Raw genomic sequence first — 19142 nt, forward strand, 5'->3', positions numbered from 1 at the left:
TACATACTCCATTGATTTAAACTATTCTATCTAGCAATAATTTTATATTTGAATAACGCTATAACCCTATAACTATATTCTCAGAAGGTTTTTTTTCTGAGTAGGCTATATAACCAGTTTCATCAGGGTAGCCAACTGACATAAACATTACTACACGTTTATATTGTGGTAGTCCTAATAACTGACTCACCTTACGATCGAGTGTGTGCAATTCAGGCCAATTAATCGGACAGCTTGCTAAACCTAGTGTTTCGATTGCAAGCATAAACTGCATACTAGCGAGTGCTCCATCGATATAAATTACATGTCGATCACGAGCCTCGGGATAATATGATAAGTCTCCAACAACTGCTATTAAACATGGTATGTTACTTGAAAAACCTGCGGTTCCACCCGGTAAATCTACTAATTTAGATAACAGCGGCTGACTTTGAATGGTGTAAAACTCATACGGTTGCCTATTACAAGCGCTGGGTGCCTGAAGAGCAATTGCTGCTGCTTGATGAATTTTTTCATTCTCAACGCTTTTATTTTTATACCAACGAGTTGATCTTCTAGATGAGCATAACTTCATTAACTGTTGGTAATTGATATCGTGAGTGGCCTTATTAGCTTGCACATATGGAAGCTTAACCTCTTGATCTGCACTCATAGAATTTTCTATTTGAGAGTAGATATTATATGCATATGATATTTTAGGATGAGTACAATCAACAACAGAAAAATATTCATTCAGCACTGAGTTAGCCCAGTCTAATTCTACTTTACTGAAACCACCAACTTGGTTAGTGCTTTTATAAACTTGGATCGTTTCCAATAAATAGTCTAAGGCAAAAACATCTCTTCTAGGGCGCATTATTAATCCTTTCTCAAGACGATGTATATTACGCCTTAGTAATGCGCTACTTTTACCATGTATACCATTATTATTTTTGTAAGCTAATTTAGCTTGTAAGATTGCTTTATGCTCATAGTAAAAATCCCTTGAGAAAAAAGTAAAATATAAACTAGACGTAAATGCACTTTTTGCACATAAAGGTAATACTAGCTTCTGGAAACTTTGTATTAAAAGTTTCACTTTATTTATTAAAATAGATTTCATTATAGTGAACCAACCGCAGCAACAGCTATACCCATTTGATATAATATTTGCGTTGCAGTACTCCATAGGGTTAAGTTATCAACATGCTCTGTATTTAAAGGAACAACAATTGTATCTCCAGGCTCTAATAAGTCGGCATGTTCGGCAGCGAACCAAGAGCTGTTATTAGGAATTTTGACTAGACCGCTAGCTTTTATAATATAGATACGATCTTCATCAGCTCGTTGCTTTATACCTCCACTTCGCTCGATATAGTCTTCATAAGATAATGACTCATCATAGATATGAGAACTTGAAAAGTTCACTTCACCCACTACATTGACACTATTTTGTTTACTAGGAATATACAACATATCGTTATTTTCAAGTGGGATATCTATATTACCATTGACAATAGCAGGTAAATCAATAACTAAACGACCAACAGCTTTAACTTTTGCTAGGTCATTAATCAGGCTATTCATATCTTCATAGCTTAATGAAGAATCTGTGATTGAATTATTAAAGCTTTTTGATGCAATATCTCGACGTAGGTCTTCAGATAATTTATCTAACTGTTGTTGCTGCTGGACACGAAGATTTTCTCGTGTAAAGACAGCTGCTTTTGAATCCGAGTATTGAGTAAACCCGCCGGCACGTTCTATTACCTCACGTAAACTTTCTCCTTTACGAATGTCGTATTCACCTGGGAATTTTACCTCTCCATACAGGCTAACTTTTAATTCTTTTTGCCAGTTTGGTATTGGATATATATTAATAGAATCTTTACTTTCGATTTGAAAATTTTTGCTAATTGAGTCGCTATTAGCTTTACTAAGGTCCAAACTAATATGATCTAACATGCCGCTATTTTCCGGAGTAAACCTAGTAATCTCTGCACTCTCTATATAAGCAGATTCTTTCAACCCACCAGCCGAAGTAATAGCTTTATTAATATTTGCGTTTACTGGGAGAGGATAAAGCCCGGGATGATATACTTCCCCACGAATTGCATATACTTTTAGAGTACTTTTATTACCAGCTTGTTGATTAAGCTTTGCAAGAATAGGTTTCAATAGTCGCTGTCTGCCAAAATAGGAGAGTTCATCTTCTTTTAGTTCAGTATTTTGTTTTAGTATTTCGGCAATTGGCGATAACTTTTTATTTTTTTCTTCTAACTCTTTTTCAACCTGCTCAGCTAATTCTTTATCTAGCTTTCCATCGAGATCAATGAACTCATAGAACTTTTGCTTTTCATACTCAGTCCACATTTTCATTCTTTCACGAAGCTGTATTTGCTCTTCTGTTAAAGCGAGTGTATTAAGAGCGATTTCCTCTTCTTCTTTTGATTGAAAACGGCTAAATATAATAACTTTATCGCGAGCTTGAAGCTCAATGTCTTCACCCTTTAGGTGGGTTGAAGCTTTTACTGGAGAAAATTGATGTACTTCAATATCACCTTTTAAATTTGTCTCTCTGACTAAGATTGCGTATTCATAATCAGCTACAGGTAACAAATCACTTTTAATCGAAGAAAATAAATTGCTAACCGTATCGCCTTGCTTCCATGCATAATTGCCTGGATAAGTCACAGCACCAATTAATGTGACCGCATCATTTAACTCTTCGCTAGATGAAGGAACTTTAAGTTTATCTCCATTTTTAGCAATATAATTTACGTTAGGTTTCGTTAAATCAATCTGCAAAATGGTTTTAAAGCTGTTACCGGTATAACGTTCAACAATCGTTTTCTGTGGATATGCAGAACCTTTGAAACCTCCAGCCATCTCAATTAAGTCTTTCGCGCTCTCTCTTTCTTTAAGCTCAAAAACTGCGGCTCTACGGACTTCCCCTTGTACGGTTACTTGCTTGCCTACTGGAGGTATAAAAACAACATCCCCTGGTTTTAAAATCAGATCAGCAGAGCTATCCCCTCTAATAAGTAAATCATATAAATCTAAGGATTGAATTGTTTTGCCGGCCCGTTTAAGCTGAATATTACGTAACGAGCCTATTTCCGAAATACCACCACTAACAAATAAGGCATGTGTTATTGATGACAACGCAGGAACAGTGTAAGCACCAGGTAAATGAGCTTCACCTAAAACCATGATTCGGATACTTCTAGCTTTCCCCATGGAAACGAAAGATTGAACACCAATCATTTCCTTTTCTACCTTCGCTTTTATTAGCTTAACAACTTCACTGTATTGCATGCCAGCAACTGTAACAGGTTCGAGCTTACCGATTATTAAACGACCCTCTCGGTCTATCTCCACTTCTTCACTAGAAGTGTCTGTTCCGTAGAGATTCACTGTAAAAGTATCACCTGTTCCTACAATGTAATCATTAGGAACTAAAGCGTTTTCTGACGGCGTAAAAGTGGTTGGTTCACCAGAAAAAAGCTCATAACCAAATGGCTTGGGTTCATCTATTTCAGGTTTATATTTCTCTTCATCTGTTTTAAATTCCTCATCGTCACTGCTAGCATTCCTAGGTAAAACAGACTGTGTTGGTAGTTCATTTTCAAAGTTTGAGTTTGTATTCTCTTTTAGAGCATCTAAGTCAATACCATATTTTTTAGCCAGGGCTTTTTGCTGCGACTCAGGTAGCTTTTTAAACTGCTCTAATTGCTGTTCAGTAGGTTTAACACTTTGCTCTGCGCTTAAAGCCAAAAAAGGTAGCAATACGCTGATTAATAATAACACTGAAAATAATCTAGTTAACTTCACAAAGTTCCCTTCCTAAAAATAAAGATAGCCGCGGCATACTACACCATTTTTTAGGTAAAAAAAATGGGTAAGCAAAGCTCACCCATTATTAAAGTTTGGTGTTTTTAAAAACTATATACTAACGTTAATGACGTCTCTGTATCTGTGCTTTCTTCGTCATCAGCAACATCTGAGTTGTTGGTAACATTAAAAGCGACTTTCATTTGCAGCGAGCCATTTATTTTTGCTAGCAATGCAGTTTCTGAACGCGTTTTGGTGTTTGAATCACCGTACTCAACTGACACAAGCTGAGTAAAACGTGCGCTATCTGAAATCTGCCAGTTGTAATCAAGTTTACCCAAAGCAATTACTTCACTGTCGCTTTCGCCTGCTAGTAGGTTACCGTCGTCATCAACTTGCGTGCTGTCGTCAGAGTATTCAAAAAATTTGTAACCCGGACCAAACTCTGCATTTAACCACATATCTGGTTGGTCAATTAAACGTAAGCCGTAACCAGCAGAAATTACAGATTCAGTTCTATACGCGCCAAAGTAGTCTGAAACGTGTGAACCATAAATGAATAAATGAGAATTCTTTTCATTTAATTTGTAATTACCTTGCGCAGATGCAGAGTACTTTTCGTTCGTACGCTGCTTGTCTTTATCGCCGTTGTCATCTTCTACTTCATCTTCTTTATAGATGCCGTCGATTTTGTACTCGTTATTCCAGTTTTCTAGGTGATGTAATACCTTTAAACCGCCTTTTAACGTTGTAGTTTCAGTGTTACCACTAGTGACAATAGCACCTAGCTCGCTTGTTACTTCCCACGTTTTTTTCTCTGCGTCTTCAGCGAATGCGTTAGTTGCAGCAGATGCTGCAACTAACAGTGTTAAAAGCTTTAATTTCATTAAAAATAACCTATTTAATCCTAAAAATTATACTAATTCGCTTAATTAAGTAATCTATTTTGAGGCTGGAAAAACGTGTTGATAGCCAGGCAAAAAATTCGCTATTTAGTTGTTCTAAATGAGAATTTTTAACGCAGATAGCGACACGTTTAACCCCGCAAAATGATTAAGTATTATTGCGGATTTGTATTAGTCTTGCTTGTGTAAATGTACATCCATTTGTGGAAATGGGATTGTAATGTCTGCATCATCTAATGCAATTTTAATGTTCTCTAATAATGCCCAGTACGTTGGCCAGTAATCACCAGAGTTTACCCAAGGACGCACAATAAAGTTTACGCTTGAGTCTGCAAGTTCAGAAACTGCAACAGTGTATGCTGGATCTTTAAGTAAACGAGTCTCTGCGTCAAGTACTGACTGTAATACTTCTTTTGTTTTACGTAAGTCAGCATCGTAACCTACACCAATTACTAAATCGATACGGCGAGTAGACTCACGCGAGAAGTTAGTAATAGCACCAGACATAATTTGTGAATTTGGTACGATAATTACTTTGTTATCTGGAGTGCGAAGCTCTGTAGAGAATATTTCAATTTTTTTAACTGTGCCCATTTTACCGCCAGCTTCAACAAACTCACCTGATTTAAATGGACGAAGTAATATAATAAGTACGCCAGATGCAAAGTTAGACAGCGAACCTTGCAGCGCTAAACCAACAGCTAGGCCAGCCGCACCTAAAATAGCAATAAATGAGGTTGTTTCTATACCGATTTGCGAAAGTGCCATTAAAATAGTGGCAGCAAATACGATGGCATAAACTATACTCGATACAAATGAGCCTACAGCTTTATCAACTTTCTTTTTATCGAATGTTTTTTCTGTTAAACCTGCACAAAACTTGGCAATACGGCTACCAAGTAAAAAGATAACAAGCGCAATAACTGCTTGAATACCGTAGTGTAAAATTAGGCCTGAGTTTTCGTTTAGCCAAGTAAGTATTGAATCCATAGTAACTCCAAATAGTTTTTATTAAGCAATTTCCCGCAAGTGAGTATACATTAATTTACATTTTATTCTCATTAAATAGTAAATTATCACTACAAAATAGTTTTTATAGTCAGCGCTATTACGCTACACACTCTTTATGAACCTTTACTGATAGTAGGCAATTTTATGAAATATTTATTTTTTTTGATTTTTTTTAATTTTAGGCTTCACAACATTTATAATATTATGTATTATTCGCGCCACACCAAACGAGGTGTGTAGTGGCGGTTGTAGCTCAGTTGGTAGAGCCCCGGATTGTGATTCCGGTTGTCGCGGGTTCAAGCCCCGTCAATCGCCCCATTTTTTCTCTTCTTATTTTTTCATATAAACTTCCTAGCAATATTTAAAATAAATTATTAATTTATTACCCTCAATGAAATAACTTTTCACACACCCATTTTTATTTATATTAATTTTTGTTTTTAAATACGTTTTAAAATAGCATCCAATCTAAAGTGCGTTTAGATTTTTATTAAAAATGTATCGAAGTAATACTATAAAAATAGGCGAGTTTGAATCTGCGGTATAATTAAAAATGCTTATCGAGGGCGTGGAGTTTAGTACTCAAGCTATAAAAAATGCCACCTTGCGGTGGCATTTACACACGGGTTATTTCTACAAGTAGAAATTCTTTTTATTTTTGATTATTTTTAAACAAAAATTATGCCGTAAATGTAGCACTTAGGCCTATATCTAGCAATAAAAAGGTAACCTGTAGTTATAGATCACTTAATTAAGCAAATTGGTATTAGTAACCTAAACCGTGCTGGGTAACCAATTTTTCATGGTTTCTGGTGTCATCGTTTTTAAACTTTGATACACACGTACTTTTCTTCAAGGTATTCATCAAGCCCTTGATGGCCGCCTTCTCGGCCTAAGCCTGATTGCTTAACTCCACCAAACGGTGCCACAGGGTTAGATATAACCCCTTCGTTAACACCAACCATGCCAAACTCAAGCCCTTCGCTAATACGATAGATCTGCTTGATATTTAGACTGTAAAAATAAGCCGCTAAGCCATATGGAACATCGTTAGCAAGGGCTAGTACTTCGCTTTCCTCATCAAAAGGAATAACCGTTAATACCGGGCCAAATACTTCTTCGTGGTATATATCCATTTCGGTCGTTACGTTAGTAACAATAAGCGGGTTTTGAAAGCTGCCGCCTAAGTCACTGTTATCCCCTATTAGGTCTGCGCCTTTATCAAGTGCATCTTGCACAAGCTGCTGCACTTTCTCTTTTGCTTTTGGGTAAATAAGGGGGCCAATGTCTACGCCCTCTTCAAACCCATTGGCTACTTTTAATGCGGCTACTTTAGGCGTAATTTTACTCAGCACTTCATCTAAAATACTGCGCTGAATAAAAATGCGGTTTGCGGCTACACATGCTTGGCCACTGTTTCTAAACTTAGCCGCCATGAGGCCGTCGATTGCTTCGTCTATATCGGCGTTATCAAAAATAATAAAGGGGGCGTTCCCGCCAAGTTCCATGGAGGTACGTTTAATCGTACCCGCACACTGAGAAAGTAACTGCTTGCCTACGCCTGTTGAACCTGTAAAAGTAAATTTGCGCACCACTTCTGAGTCTGTAAGTATTTGTCCGACTGTTTTTGCGTCTTGCGAAATCAGTACGTTAAAAGCCCCTTTTACAAACCCGGCTTGATCGGCAAGGTATGCCAATGCCAAAGCACATAAAGGTGTATATTCAGAAGGTTTTAGCACAAAGCTACAGCCTGCAGCGTATGCTGGCGCCACTTTACGTGTCACCATAGCAACCGGAAAGTTCCAAGGAGTAATACCAGCCACAACGCCTACAGGTTGTTTAAAGCTCGTTAATCTATGTGTATCGTCGGTTGGGGGGATCACATCGCCGTAACTGCGTTTAGCTTCTTCTGCAAACCATTTTATAAACCCAGCGCCATAGTCTATTTCACCTAACGACTCTTTAAGCGGTTTACCTTGCTCTTTTGTCATTAGCTCAGCAAGCGTTTGCTTGTGTTTTATTACCAGCTCATACCAACGCATTAGCGTATCACTTCGCTCAGTAGCATTGGTTGATTTTAACTTAACAAACGCACCTTGCGCTGCCTTTATTGCGCTATTAACGCCTTGCTCGTCTATATCACTTACTTCAACAATACTTTTTTCGGTCGCGGGGTCGTCAACGCTAAAACGTTTATTGGTTTTATAAAATTCACCATTAATAAACGAGTCACAAAAAATTAGATTACTCAAAATAGACCTCCGAAATAGTTTTATGGGTTAGGTAAAACGCGTAGCAGCGGGTTTAGCCAAAAGCGATAATTCCTTGACTGTAATTCGACCTGTAAAACGTGATCACTTTAGATCTAGGCCTATTTTAAAAACGCGACATAAAGTCGCTGCTACGGTGTAAGATGTAGCAGCGGGTTTACCCCGCGATTATGATTACGTGGTCATTCATTTAAAAACGCGACGTAAAGTCGCTGCTACGGTGTAATGTAGCAGCGGGTTTACCCGGCGATTATGATTACGTGATCATTCATTTAAAAACGCGACATAAAGTCGCTGCTACGTGCTTATACAATCTCTTAAACAAAAAAGCCGCTGTAAAAACAGCGGCTTTTAAAAAATTCTCGTTAATTAAAAACTAGTGCTCTTCATTAACGATATTGAGATTGTACTTAGGTATTTCAACCACTAAGTCTTCATCTCTAATAACTGCTTGGCATCCTAAGCGAGATTCTGACTCTAAGCCCCATGCTTTATCTAGCATGTCGTCTTCTAGCTCATCGCTTTCATCTAGTGAGTCAAAGCCTTCGCGGATCACTAAATGGCATGTAGTACATGCACACGATTTTTCACATGCGTGTGGAATGCTAATGCCGTTTTTAAGGGCCACATCAAGGACTGTTTCGCCCGCTGGCGCTTCAAGTGCTGCACCGTCAGGACATAATTCCGGATGGGGAAGAAAAATAATTTGTGGCATTCTAACCTCTTTAAACGTTGTCTACTGACTGCCCTGTAAGGGCCTTTTTAATTGATGCATCCATTCTGCGCGAGGCAAAATCGCTGCTAGCGTTATCTACTTTTTCAATTGCGGCTTTAATATCACCTGGTTGCTGCGCGGTTACGCGCACTTTAGCAAGCTCACTTATTTCAGCTTTTAAATTAGCAAGTTGAATATCATCGAGCAAGTCACCGTCGCTAGCAAGTGACGCCTCTAGTGCTTCTATAACACGTAGCGCCTCTACTTGTTGCTCTTTAAGCATACGTGCTTGCATGTCGTCTTTAGCGTTACTCATTGACTCTTTAAGCATGTTAGCTACTTGGTCATCAGATAAGCCAAATGATGGTTTAACTTGGATTTCAGCTTGCACACCTGTTGATTTTTCCATTGCTGATACACTTAACAAGCCATCGGCATCCACTTTAAAGGTAACACGAATATGTGCAGCACCTGCTGCCATAGCCGGTATGCCTTTTAAGCTAAATTTAGCCAGCGAGCGGCAATCGTCAACCAGTTCGCGCTCACCTTGTAGCACATGTAAAGACATTGCCGTTTGGCCGTCTTTAAAGGTAGTAAATTCTTGCGCACGAGCAACAGGAATAGTGGTATTACGCGGAATTATTTTTTCAACTAACCCACCCATCGTTTCAAGGCCAAGTGACAGTGGCAATACATCAAGTAATAACATGTCAGAATCGGGCTTGTTACCTACTAATACATCAGCTTGTAATGCTGCACCTAGTGCAACAACACGATCCGGGTCGATTGATGTTAGCGGCTCTTTTTCAAAAAAGCCTTCAACTTGGCTGCGAACCAGTGGCATGCGAGTTGAACCGCCTACCATTACAACTTGCAGCACTTCTTCGTTTTCGATGCCGGCATCTTTTACTGCACGACGACACGAACGAAGTGTTTTTTTAACAAGTGGCATAGCCAGCTCGTCAAAGGTTTCGCGTGTCACTTCTACGGTGTGTTTTTGCTCGTCAAATTCAAGCACTACATTTACTTTTGCGTACTGGCTTAGCGCTTCTTTACACGCTTTTGCTTTATTGATGAATAAACGTAAAACTGAGGGTGATAATGATGACACACCTGTTTGCTGCTTAAAGTAATCGACTAATAGCGAATCGAAATCATCGCCACCTAAGCTTGAATCACCGCCAGTTGCCATTACTTCAAACACACCTTGGTGTAAGCGAAGTATAGAAATATCAAAAGTGCCGCCGCCTAAATCGTAAACAGCAATAATACCTTCTTGACCCGAGTCTAACCCGTAAGCGACTGCCGCAGCGGTTGGCTCGTTTAATAAACGTAATACGTTAATGCCAGCAAGTTCGGCTGCATCTTTAGTGCTTTGGCGCTGTGCGTCATCAAAGTACGCAGGCACAGTAATTACTGCTCCTAAAATGTCTTGATTACCAAAGCTTTGCTCTGCACGCGCTTTTAGAGCCGCTAAAATATGGCTAGAGGCTTTAACAGGGCTGATTTTTCCGGCATCGGTTTGAATGGCAAGTGAGCCGTTATCTTCACAAAACTGGTACGGTAATTGGCCGTAGCTTTGCTCTATTTCGGCTTGGGTTTTACCTAAAAAACGCTTAACTGAAATAAGGGTATTGGCTGGGTCTTGTGTTGCAGCTTGTGCAGCATCGGCGCCTACCGTGATGCCGCCAGCTTGGTAACGCACAACCGATGGCAACATGGCTGCACCAAGGTCATCTGTTAATGTGCGGGCTTCGCCACTTTGTACCGTTGCAACCAATGAATTAGTGGTACCTAGGTCAATACCTATTGCTAATTTGTGTTCATGTGGTGCCGCGCTCTGCCCCGGCTCAGCAATTTGCAATAATGCCATAATGCTCTTTAAACTCGTGTTGCTCGCTTTACAGCAAGTAATTAATCGTCAAATAAACTGTCTTCAATACGCTCAAGTTCGTCTTCTAATTTATATACAAACTTTAATTTGCGAATGTTGTCAGCAGCTTGTTGATATTGCGCCTCGTCGTTACTTGCAAGTTGCTCGGCAAGTTCATTACTGTATTGGATTTTTAATTGCTTTATTTGTGATTCAAAATTGGCGATAGCGGCCTCAGGATTACTTGCTGAAGCGAGCTCTTCAAGCTCCTCACGCAGTTCCATTTGCTGCATTAAGAACATTGGATCTTGCAGTGTTTGTTGCTCAGCTCGAATATCAACACCTAGTTCGCTGAGCATATATTCAGCTCGTTTTACTGGGTGTTTTAGCGTTTGTAGCGCATCGTTAATTTCAGCGGTACTTTGTACGGCCATTAACTTATCACGGCTGCTCGCATTAGCGTGGCGATCGGGATGCACTGCGCGCTGCAGCTCTAGGTAATGCTTATTTATTGTTGCCAAGTCAATGTTGTAATCAACTGGTATTGCAAATAACTCAAAGTAACGCATAGCTTCAACCAATAAAATTTAGAAATACAAATTTCACAAATAACAAAGCCCTACAATTACTGGCAGGGCTTAAAAATACTACAAAGGTAGCTGAGCTTAAACAGTAAAGCTTTCGCCACAACCACACTCGTCAGCTTGGTTAGGGTTATTAAATTTAAACCCTTCATTTAAGCCTTCTTTGGTGTAGTCAAGCTCAGTGCCGTCAATGTAAACCAAGCTTTTAGCGTCAACAATTAAGGTAACGCCTTTAGCTTTAAAGGTTTCATCGTCTTCGTTAAGCTCATCAACAAACTCGAGTACATAAGCAAGACCTGAACAGCCCGTCGTTTTAATGCCAACGCGCAGGCCTAAACCTTTACCGCGGTTTGCTAAAAATGATTGTACGCGGTTTGCTGCCGCATCTGTCAATGTCACTGCCATGAATTTCTCTTACTTCGCTTGTTTGCTTTTGTAATCAGCAATTGCTGCTTGAATTGCATCTTCAGCTAAAATTGAACAGTGAATTTTCACTGGTGGTAATTCAAGCTCTGCACTGATATCAGTGTTTTTAATAGTTGATGCTTCGTCTAGTGTTTTGCCTTTCACCCACTCTGTTACAAGCGATGATGAAGCAATTGCACTGCCACAACCGTATGTTTTAAATTTTGCATCTTCAATAACGCCTTCAGACGATACTTTAATTTGCAATTTCATTACGTCACCACATGCTGGTGCGCCAACCATACCCGTTGCCACTGACGGATCATTTTTGTCTAAAACACCAACGTTACGTGGGTTTTCTACGTGGTCGATTACTTTATCACTATAAGCCATAATTCTATCCTCATTACCTGCTACGGTAGGTGCTCACTCGTATTAGTGGTGAGCCCATTCAACTGAATCTAAATCAACACCTTCTTGATGCATTTCCCATAAAGGAGACATCTCGCGTAGGCGACCGATAGAGTTTTTCATTAATTCAACGGTGTAATCAATTTCTTCTTCGGTAGTAAAACGGCCAATACTAAAACGAATTGAGCTGTGTGCTAGTTCGTCGTTACGGCCAAGTGCGCGTAATACATATGAAGGCTCTAAGCTTGCTGATGTACACGCAGACCCTGATGATACCGCTATGTCTTTTACTGCCATAAGTAACGACTCACCTTCAACAAAGTTAAAGCTGATGTTTACAATACCTGGTACTGATTGGTCTTGTGCGCCGTTAAAGTATACTTCGTCCATATCAGCCATAATGCCGTCAATTAGGCGTTTACGTAATGCGCTGATGTGTGCGTGGTCTTTTTCAAAATCTTGCTTAGCAATTCTAAATGCTGCACCCATACCTACTAGCTGATGAGTTGCAAGTGTACCTGAACGCATACCACGTTCATGGCCGCCACCATGCATTTGCGCTTCTAGGCGAGCACGTGGTTTACGACGAACGTAAAGTGCGCCAACACCTTTAGGGCCATATACTTTGTGGCCTGAGAACGACATAAAATCAACTTTAAGCTGTTGTACGTCGATTAATACTTTACCTGCGCTTTGTGCTGCATCTACGTGGAACATAATTTTACGTTCGCGACACATTTCACCAATAGTATTGATATCTTGAATTACACCTAGCTCGTTATTAACGTGCATAATGCTGACAAGAATAGTGTCGTCACGCATAGTTTCTTCAAGCTTTTTAAGATCTAACAGGCCGTTTTCTTCAACGTCCATGTAGGTTACTTCAAAGCCTTGGCGCTCAAGTTCACGACACGTGTCGATTACTGCTTTGTGCTCAGTTTTAGCGGTAATAACGTGCTTACCTTTCTTTTTGTAAAACTGCGCTGCACCTTTAATTGCAAGGTTATTTGATTCTGTTGCGCCCGATGTGAAAACAATTTCACGCGGATCGGCATTAATTAAATCGGCAATGTCTGTACGCGCTTGGTCAACTACTTCTTCAGCTTGCCAACCAAAACGGTGCGAACGTGACGCAGGATTACCAAAATTACCGTCCATTGTCAGGCATTGCATCATTTCTTTTGCAACACGCTCGTCAACAGGCGTGGTCGCTGCGTAATCTAAATAAATCGGTAACTTCATTTCTCTCTCCGCTGCAGGTCAACTTTTATAGTTGACAGCTTACTTGAATGTTTTCCAACTGCTTAATTGCATTATTGATGCTGTTATCTTGGCGAGATGCGATTTCTTTCACATCTGATTTTTCCACCAATTCAGCTAAGGTAATATTGTTTAAAAACTCTTCGATACGTGCGCTTAAATCAGACCATAGGTTATGAGTTAAACAACGCATACCGCTTTGACACCCGGTATCGGCACCTTGGCAACGTGTTGCATCTACCGATTCGTCTACGGCGCTAATTACATCGCCAACAGAGATAACCGCGGCTTCTCGGCCTAGCAAATAACCGCCGCCAGGACCACGAACCGAGCTCACTAAGCCATTTTTACGTAAACGGGCAAATAATTGCTCAAGGTAAGACAAAGAAATTTCTTGTCTTTGTGAAATATCAGCAAGGGCAACAGGACCTACACTCGCATGTAGTGCAACATCCAGCATAGCTGTTACGGCATATCTGCCTTTTGATGTTAACTTCATAACGCCCCCCGCACAAAAGAGTGCAAATTTTAATTACCAGAGTAAAATAGTCAAGTATTATCACTTGATAAAAATTTGATTAAAGAACACTGTTCTATTAACAAATTTTTAATACCTGACCTTTTTGGTCAAGTATTAGGTGTATTGTAATTACTTGAGTGTTTTAGTCAAGTATTAGCTCGTTATTTACCCGCAGGTTTTTATAACCAATCGCTATACCTTACTTAGGAATAGATTTATTAATTGAGGTAAGAATACCGCGCAGTATGTTTAGCTCTGCCTCTTCTGGGCGTGCACGGTTAAACAAACGGCGTAGTTTGGTCATTACTAAACCTGGATGCTGCTTAATAATAAAACCAGTGTTATCGAGCGTCTCTTCTAAATGATCGTAAAATAACTCTGTTTGTTTTGAGCTTGGGTAAGCAGTCTCATCGTCTGCTTGCTCAACCTTTGGTTGCTGATTTAAAAACGCCATACGCGTTTCGTAGCTTAGCGTTTGCACCGCCATAGCTAAATTAAGCGAGCTGTACTGTGGATTTGCAGGAATACATACATGGTAATTACACAGCTGTAGTTCTTCGTTAGTTAGTCCGCTGTTTTCACGGCCAAATACAAGCGCTACAGGGCCGTTTACAGCCTCAGCAACTAGCTTTTCACCGCACTCACGTGGCTCAACCATAGGCCAAGACAGCGTGCGTGAACGAGCACTCGTACCAATAGTTAATGCACAATCGGCAATGGCATCAGCCACGGTATCAACAATAACCGCATTGCCTAAAACATCGGTTGCACCGGCTGCTAAGGCGCTTGCATGGCTGTCTACTTCACAAGCAGGGTCCACTAAATACAGTTTTGATAAACCCATGGTTTTCATGGCGCGAGCCGCCGAACCAATGTTGCCAGAGTGTGAGGTATTAACTAAAACGATGCGAATATCATCTAAGATCATTGCTGTGCTACTTTACTATGCCAAAAAATTGTGCGAATTCTAACATAAAAGCGCGCTAAGATCCTAGATCCTTAAAGCCGATCAACACGCTAAATGCCGTTAAACCATGGCCGCTTTTACATACACATCAAAACGGTTCTTTTTTGTTTTAATTTGCATGCTGGGGGTTTGATTGTTTAAAAATGGGGCGTAATCGGGGCGTTTAACTACCACACGCTTACTGGCAAGTGGATAGGCAAATTCAAGTAAGTCATCGGCGTCGGTATCTGCACCTACTAATGCCTGAAATACGCGCATTTCTTTTTTAACTAACGCTGATTTCTCTCGGTGTGGAAACATAGGATCTAAATACACTACATCGGGCATGCTCTCGCACTGCTCTAATAACGTGTGGCTTGAGCCAAACACTAAGCTCATATTTTGCTGCATCCACGAACCAATCTCTGCATCTTCGTAAGCGCGTTTTAAGCCATCAAACAATAAAGCCGCTACCACAGGGTGGCGCTCATGCAGTATAACCTTACAGCCAAGTGACGCTAGCACAAAGCCATCTCGGCCAAGCCCGGCAGTGGCGTCAAGTACAACAGGCGTTGCGCCTTTATTTAACCCTACCGCTTTTGCGATTGATTGGCCTTTGCCGCCGCCAAACTTACGCCTGTGAGCAACAGCACCTGTTACAAAGTCTACGTTTATTGCGCCAAGTTTAGGCTCGTCGCTTTTTAAAAGGCTAAGGCCCTTATCGTCGTAATGCAGAGTAAAACCGCTACAACTTTGCGCCCATTGGGCTAAGTTAAAACGCGTTTCTAGCTCATTTAAATATGGGCGACACTCTTTAAAAGCACACTGAATAACCACTATACACTCCGACGAAAAATTTCAGCTGCAGTATAACAAGCGTTAAAGCACTAAAATAGCTCTATATCGCTTTGATGCGCAAGACTATGTGAGCTGGCCTCCTCTACTTTAGAGCGTAAGTTGCACAATAATTCGTTGCGGCTCTCGGTCACTTGTTTAAGCTGGTACTTTATAAACGCTAAATCACTATTTGCGGTTACTAGCAGTTGCATAGTTTCGTCTAATTGCGACATGTATAAAGTTAAATCAGCAGGATTGCCGTGTGCTTGTGTTTGCTTAATTGCACAGTTGAGTTCATGAAGCTGCTCTATAAACTGCCTTGTGTAGTCGTTTTGTACAACATTTTGGCTAGTAAGCTGCTTTACTATATCTTGCAAAGCAGTGCTAATTTGGGTCGCTTGTTCAAAGCTATTTTCGTTTCTTTCCATAGCAACGACCTTTTCGTTTGTCACTTCGAGTATGTGCGGGAATAAGTCTTTATAACGGCCGTATAAAGCACGATTATCAGCCGGCATATTCTTAATTAATAAAGATATTTTGGGGTAGTTAATAATGGTGCTGTTACCAATATCCACAAACCGATTGGCATTACGGTGCTGCTCTAAAAGCTCCTGCTCGAGCGGGCATACACCACTTTCTAAACTATAAAAATAGCTCCCCCCCTGATACCAAAACACAATAACCACGTCTAAATTAAACGGGCTGAAAAAGGCAAGTAAGTGCTCGCTTAACGAATGAAAGTTATGAGAGTGATAGCTTTGCCCCACAAACCTAACAATACGCCCCATATCCCCCGACTCCGCCAAAGCCATTGCGGCGGTATCTTGCGCTTTAGCTACATCAAATTTTAGCTTTTCACATTGCTGCCGGTACTCATAAAGCACTTTAATGCGTGCCATTAGCTCTTCGGTGTTGAAGGGTTTTATTATGTAGTCAGACGCGCCTACGCTGTAGCCTTTTACTCTATCGTTAAGCTCCACCTTAGAGGACAAAAACATAACGGGTATATCGTGTGTTGACTCATCTTCTTTTAGTGCTTGGCATACTTGGTAGCCGGATTTACCGGGCATTTCTATATCAAGTAAAATTATGTCGGGCGTGTGCTTTTTGGCTAGCTTAAGTCCTTGTTCGCCATCTTTAGCGTGAATAAGCTTACAAAAGCCCGCTAAAGCCTCTTCAATAATTCGATGAACATATAAATCGTCATCAATCGTTAGTACCAACTTTGCCATGCCCTAGTCCATTTTGCTGCGTATACACAAAGCATAGTACGGGAGGTTAAAATTACTAAAAACAATTGGCCAATATATTAAAAAACATAAAAAAGCGCCATATAGGCGCTTTATAAGGTTAAGTAGTTGTTTATGCAGCTATACCACTGTGACGCAGTAAGGCATCAACGTTTGGCTCGCGACCACGGAACTTTTTAAATAACTCCATAGGTTCTTCACTGCCGCCTTTTTCTAAAATATTTTCTAAGAAGGCTTTACCTGTTTCGGCGTTAAAAATACCGTCTTCTTCAAATTTAGAAAATGCATCGGCAGAGAGTACCTCAGCCCATTTGTACGAGTAGTAACCGGCGCTGTAGCCACCTGCAAAAATATGACTAAAGCCATGTTGAAAACGATTAAACTCAGGCGGGTTGACCACCGACGTGCGGCTACGTACGTCGTTTAAAATCGCTTGAATTTGGCACTCTTGGTTTGCCTGGTAGTCGTGGTGGATTCTAAAATCGAACAACGAAAACTCAATCTGACGCAGCATTTGCATGCCAGAATTATAGTTTTTAGCAGCCAGTAGCTTATCAAGTAGCTCTTTTGGTAATGGCTCACCACTTTCAAAGTGGCCTGAAATAAAGCTCAGCGCTTCTTCATCGTAACACCAGTTTTCTAAGAATTGGCTTGGTAGCTCTACGGCATCCCATGCAACGCCGTTAATACCAGCAACAGGAGCAGCATCAACTTGGGTAAGCATGTGGTGTATACCATGGCCAAATTCGTGGAAAAGCGTGGTTACTTCGTCATGTGTAAATAGCGCCGGTTTGTCGCCTACCGCTTTATTAAAGTTACACACTAAGTATGCCACGGGTGTTTGCAATTCGCCGCTGGCGCGCACTTTACGCCCCATACAGTCATCCATCCACGCACCGCCACGCTTGCGCTCGCGTGCATATAAATCAAGATAAAAACGACCGCGCAATGTGTTATTGCTATCAAAAATTTCAAAAAAGCGAACATCGCTGTGGTAGCTATCAAAGTCGCTTACTTCTTTTACCTTAATACCAAAAAGGCGGTTAACGGTTTCAAATAAACCGCTAAGTACTTTATCTGCAGGGAAGTAAGGGCGCAGTACTTCATCTGAAATTGCGTATTTTTCTTGCTTGAGCTTTTCGCTGTAGTAACCAAAATCCCATGCTTGAAGCTCAGTAATACCATGGTGTTGCTCAGCATAGGCTTTTAGCTCTGCCACTTCTTGCTCTGCTTGAGGCTTAGACTTAGCGGCTAAGTCTTCTAAAAATGAGAAAACTTGCGCTGGCGACTCAGCCATTTTAGTTGCTAATGATTTTTCAGCGTAGTTATTAAACCCTAGCAGCTGCGATAGCTCATGGCGTAGTGCAAGCTCTTCTTTCATAATGGCTGAGTTATCAAACTCACCCGCATTAGGACCTTGATCTGAAGCGCGCGTACAAAATGCCGTGTAGGTTTCTTTGCGCAGTTCTCGGTCATCTGCATAGGTCATTACCGGTAAGTAAGACGGAAAATCAAGCGTAAATACCCAGCCGTCTAAACCTTTGCTTTTAGCTGTTTCGCTAGCAAGCGCTAATGCCGACTCTGGCAAGCCTGCCAATTGGCTTTCATCGGTAATGTGTTTATGCCATGCAAGCGTTGCATCCATTACGTTGTTGCCAAATTTAGAGGCAAGTTCAGATAAACGCGTGCTAATTTCGCCGTAGCGCTTTTGATCTTCTGCTGATAATGCAATGCCTGAAAGTTTAAAATCACGTAGGGCGTTGGTGATGGTTTTTTGCTGCGCAGTGCTAAGTGTTTTAAATTCATCGCTGTTATAAAGCGCATTATACGCTTCGTACAGGCCTTGATGCTGCCCGACAAATGTTGAGTACTCAGATATAAGTGGTAAACATTGCTCGTAGGCTTCACGCAGCTCGTCGTTATTCATGACTGAATTAAGGTGCGATACTGGTGAAAACATACGCGAGAGTTTATCGTCGGCTTCTTCAAGGGGTAATACTAAATCGTTCCATGTAAACGAGCCTTTCGCTAACACGTCATCTATGGCTTTACGACATTGCTCTATACCGTGCTTTAGTGCCGGTACTACGTACTCTGGCTTTATTTTTGAAAACGGGGGTAAGCCTTCTAGGCCAATGAGTGGATTTGTTTGTGCTTCGCTCATGAATTTTCTCAATTTAATTGACTATGAATTTGAAGTTGGGGCAAAACGGTGAAATACAAGCCTCCATTAATGGGTCTAATATAGCTTAGGATGAAACTGATCGGCATAATAAACAATTTCGTTTGTTGTATTTATCAGCTTTTTAGCGCGCCGCGCTGGGTGACTTGCACTTAGCATA

Annotated in this window: 16 protein-coding genes and 1 tRNA gene; 1 reads left to right on the plus strand and 16 read right to left on the minus strand. The window is 40.7% G+C overall.

Annotated elements, in window-relative coordinates:
• Positions 1–58 precede the first annotated feature (58 nt).
• The 4 genes from MTN96_RS09060 to MTN96_RS09075 form a co-directional block, all read right to left on the minus strand.
• Complete coding sequence (locus MTN96_RS09060) at positions 59–1102, minus strand: nitroreductase family protein (RefSeq protein ID WP_248451603.1); 1044 nt, start codon at positions 1100–1102, stop codon at positions 59–61.
• Positions 1102–3813 carry an SLBB domain-containing protein gene (locus MTN96_RS09065; protein WP_248531298.1) on the minus strand — a complete coding sequence of 904 codons (2712 nt, stop codon included), beginning with the start codon at positions 3811–3813 and terminating at the stop codon, positions 1102–1104. Before MTN96_RS09065 ends, MTN96_RS09060 begins: the two co-directional genes overlap by 1 nt.
• Before the next feature lie 104 nt (positions 3814–3917).
• Positions 3918–4700 (minus strand): YdiY family protein, encoded by a 783-nt coding sequence (locus tag MTN96_RS09070; protein ID WP_029773724.1) that lies wholly within the window; start codon positions 4698–4700, stop codon positions 3918–3920.
• Between the two features lie 189 nt (positions 4701–4889).
• Complete coding sequence (locus MTN96_RS09075) at positions 4890–5708, minus strand: mechanosensitive ion channel family protein (protein ID WP_024032471.1); 819 nt, start codon at positions 5706–5708, stop codon at positions 4890–4892.
• A gap of 263 nt (positions 5709–5971) precedes the next feature.
• Between MTN96_RS09075 and MTN96_RS09080 the strand changes: the two genes are divergently transcribed.
• Positions 5972–6047 (plus strand) — tRNA-His (locus tag MTN96_RS09080).
• Positions 6048–6553: 506 nt separating this feature from the next.
• On the opposite strand, the gene MTN96_RS09085 is transcribed toward MTN96_RS09080, so the two are convergent.
• The 12 genes from MTN96_RS09085 to prlC all read right to left on the minus strand — a co-directional run bounded on the left by MTN96_RS09085 (position 6554) and on the right by prlC (position 18964).
• Positions 6554–7981: an NAD-dependent succinate-semialdehyde dehydrogenase gene (locus tag MTN96_RS09085; RefSeq protein ID WP_248531300.1), complete on the minus strand. Its 1428-nt coding sequence runs from the start codon at positions 7979–7981 to the stop codon at positions 6554–6556.
• 394 nt (positions 7982–8375) lie between these two features.
• Positions 8376–8714, minus strand: coding sequence for an ISC system 2Fe-2S type ferredoxin (gene fdx / locus MTN96_RS09090; protein ID WP_004585776.1), 339 nt, complete (start codon positions 8712–8714; stop codon positions 8376–8378).
• A gap of 10 nt (positions 8715–8724) precedes the next feature.
• Positions 8725–10587, minus strand: coding sequence for a Fe-S protein assembly chaperone HscA (hscA, locus tag MTN96_RS09095; RefSeq protein WP_248531302.1), 1863 nt, complete (start codon positions 10585–10587; stop codon positions 8725–8727).
• Positions 10588–10628: 41 nt separating this feature from the next.
• On the minus strand, positions 10629–11156 hold the full coding sequence (hscB, locus tag MTN96_RS09100) for a co-chaperone HscB (protein ID WP_004585774.1): 528 nt from the start codon (positions 11154–11156) through the stop codon (positions 10629–10631).
• 96 nt (positions 11157–11252) lie between these two features.
• Positions 11253–11576, minus strand: a complete 324-nt coding sequence (iscA, locus tag MTN96_RS09105; RefSeq protein WP_004585773.1) for an iron-sulfur cluster assembly protein IscA — start codon at positions 11574–11576, stop codon at positions 11253–11255.
• A 9-nt stretch (positions 11577–11585) separates the two neighbouring features.
• Entirely contained in the window at positions 11586–11969 is a 384-nt protein-coding gene (gene iscU, locus MTN96_RS09110) for a Fe-S cluster assembly scaffold IscU (protein ID WP_004585772.1), read from the minus strand.
• 42 nt (positions 11970–12011) lie between these two features.
• Positions 12012–13229 carry an IscS subfamily cysteine desulfurase gene (locus MTN96_RS09115; RefSeq protein ID WP_004585771.1) on the minus strand — a complete coding sequence of 406 codons (1218 nt, stop codon included), beginning with the start codon at positions 13227–13229 and terminating at the stop codon, positions 12012–12014.
• A gap of 25 nt (positions 13230–13254) precedes the next feature.
• Positions 13255–13746 carry a Fe-S cluster assembly transcriptional regulator IscR gene (gene iscR, locus MTN96_RS09120; RefSeq protein WP_004585770.1) on the minus strand — a complete coding sequence of 164 codons (492 nt, stop codon included), beginning with the start codon at positions 13744–13746 and terminating at the stop codon, positions 13255–13257.
• Positions 13747–13966: 220 nt separating this feature from the next.
• On the minus strand, positions 13967–14695 hold the full coding sequence (trmJ, locus tag MTN96_RS09125) for a tRNA (cytosine(32)/uridine(32)-2'-O)-methyltransferase TrmJ (protein WP_248531304.1): 729 nt from the start codon (positions 14693–14695) through the stop codon (positions 13967–13969).
• Between the two features lie 99 nt (positions 14696–14794).
• A complete protein-coding gene (locus tag MTN96_RS09130) occupies positions 14795–15550 on the minus strand; it encodes a class I SAM-dependent methyltransferase (RefSeq protein ID WP_004585768.1) in 756 nt (251 codons plus the stop codon).
• A 50-nt stretch (positions 15551–15600) separates the two neighbouring features.
• Positions 15601–16782: a response regulator gene (locus MTN96_RS09135; protein ID WP_248531305.1), complete on the minus strand. Its 1182-nt coding sequence runs from the start codon at positions 16780–16782 to the stop codon at positions 15601–15603.
• A gap of 130 nt (positions 16783–16912) precedes the next feature.
• Positions 16913–18964: an oligopeptidase A gene (prlC, locus tag MTN96_RS09140; RefSeq protein WP_248531307.1), complete on the minus strand. Its 2052-nt coding sequence runs from the start codon at positions 18962–18964 to the stop codon at positions 16913–16915.
• Between the last annotated feature and the right edge of the window lie 178 nt (positions 18965–19142).

The sequence above is a fragment of the Pseudoalteromonas sp. 2CM28B genome (assembly GCF_023161935.1).

Coding starts and splice junctions, on each gene's coding strand:
- hscA (WP_248531302.1), bottom strand. CDS start 10,587: ATGGCATTATTGCAAATTGCTGAGCCGGGGCAGAGCGCGGCACCACAT.
- prlC (WP_248531307.1), bottom strand. CDS start 18,964: ATGAGCGAAGCACAAACAAATCCACTCATTGGCCTAGAAGGCTTACCC.
- iscA (WP_004585773.1), bottom strand. CDS start 11,576: ATGGCAGTGACATTGACAGATGCGGCAGCAAACCGCGTACAATCATTT.
- hscB (WP_004585774.1), bottom strand. CDS start 11,156: ATGCGTTACTTTGAGTTATTTGCAATACCAGTTGATTACAACATTGAC.
- MTN96_RS09135 (WP_248531305.1), bottom strand. CDS start 16,782: ATGGCAAAGTTGGTACTAACGATTGATGACGATTTATATGTTCATCGA.
- fdx (WP_004585776.1), bottom strand. CDS start 8,714: ATGCCACAAATTATTTTTCTTCCCCATCCGGAATTATGTCCTGACGGT.
- MTN96_RS09060 (WP_248451603.1), bottom strand. CDS start 1,102: ATGAAATCTATTTTAATAAATAAAGTGAAACTTTTAATACAAAGTTTC.
- trmJ (WP_248531304.1), bottom strand. CDS start 14,695: ATGATCTTAGATGATATTCGCATCGTTTTAGTTAATACCTCACACTCT.
- iscR (WP_004585770.1), bottom strand. CDS start 13,746: ATGAAGTTAACATCAAAAGGCAGATATGCCGTAACAGCTATGCTGGAT.
- iscU (WP_004585772.1), bottom strand. CDS start 11,969: ATGGCTTATAGTGATAAAGTAATCGACCACGTAGAAAACCCACGTAAC.
- MTN96_RS09070 (WP_029773724.1), bottom strand. CDS start 4,700: ATGAAATTAAAGCTTTTAACACTGTTAGTTGCAGCATCTGCTGCAACT.
- MTN96_RS09115 (WP_004585771.1), bottom strand. CDS start 13,229: ATGAAGTTACCGATTTATTTAGATTACGCAGCGACCACGCCTGTTGAC.
- MTN96_RS09075 (WP_024032471.1), bottom strand. CDS start 5,708: ATGGATTCAATACTTACTTGGCTAAACGAAAACTCAGGCCTAATTTTA.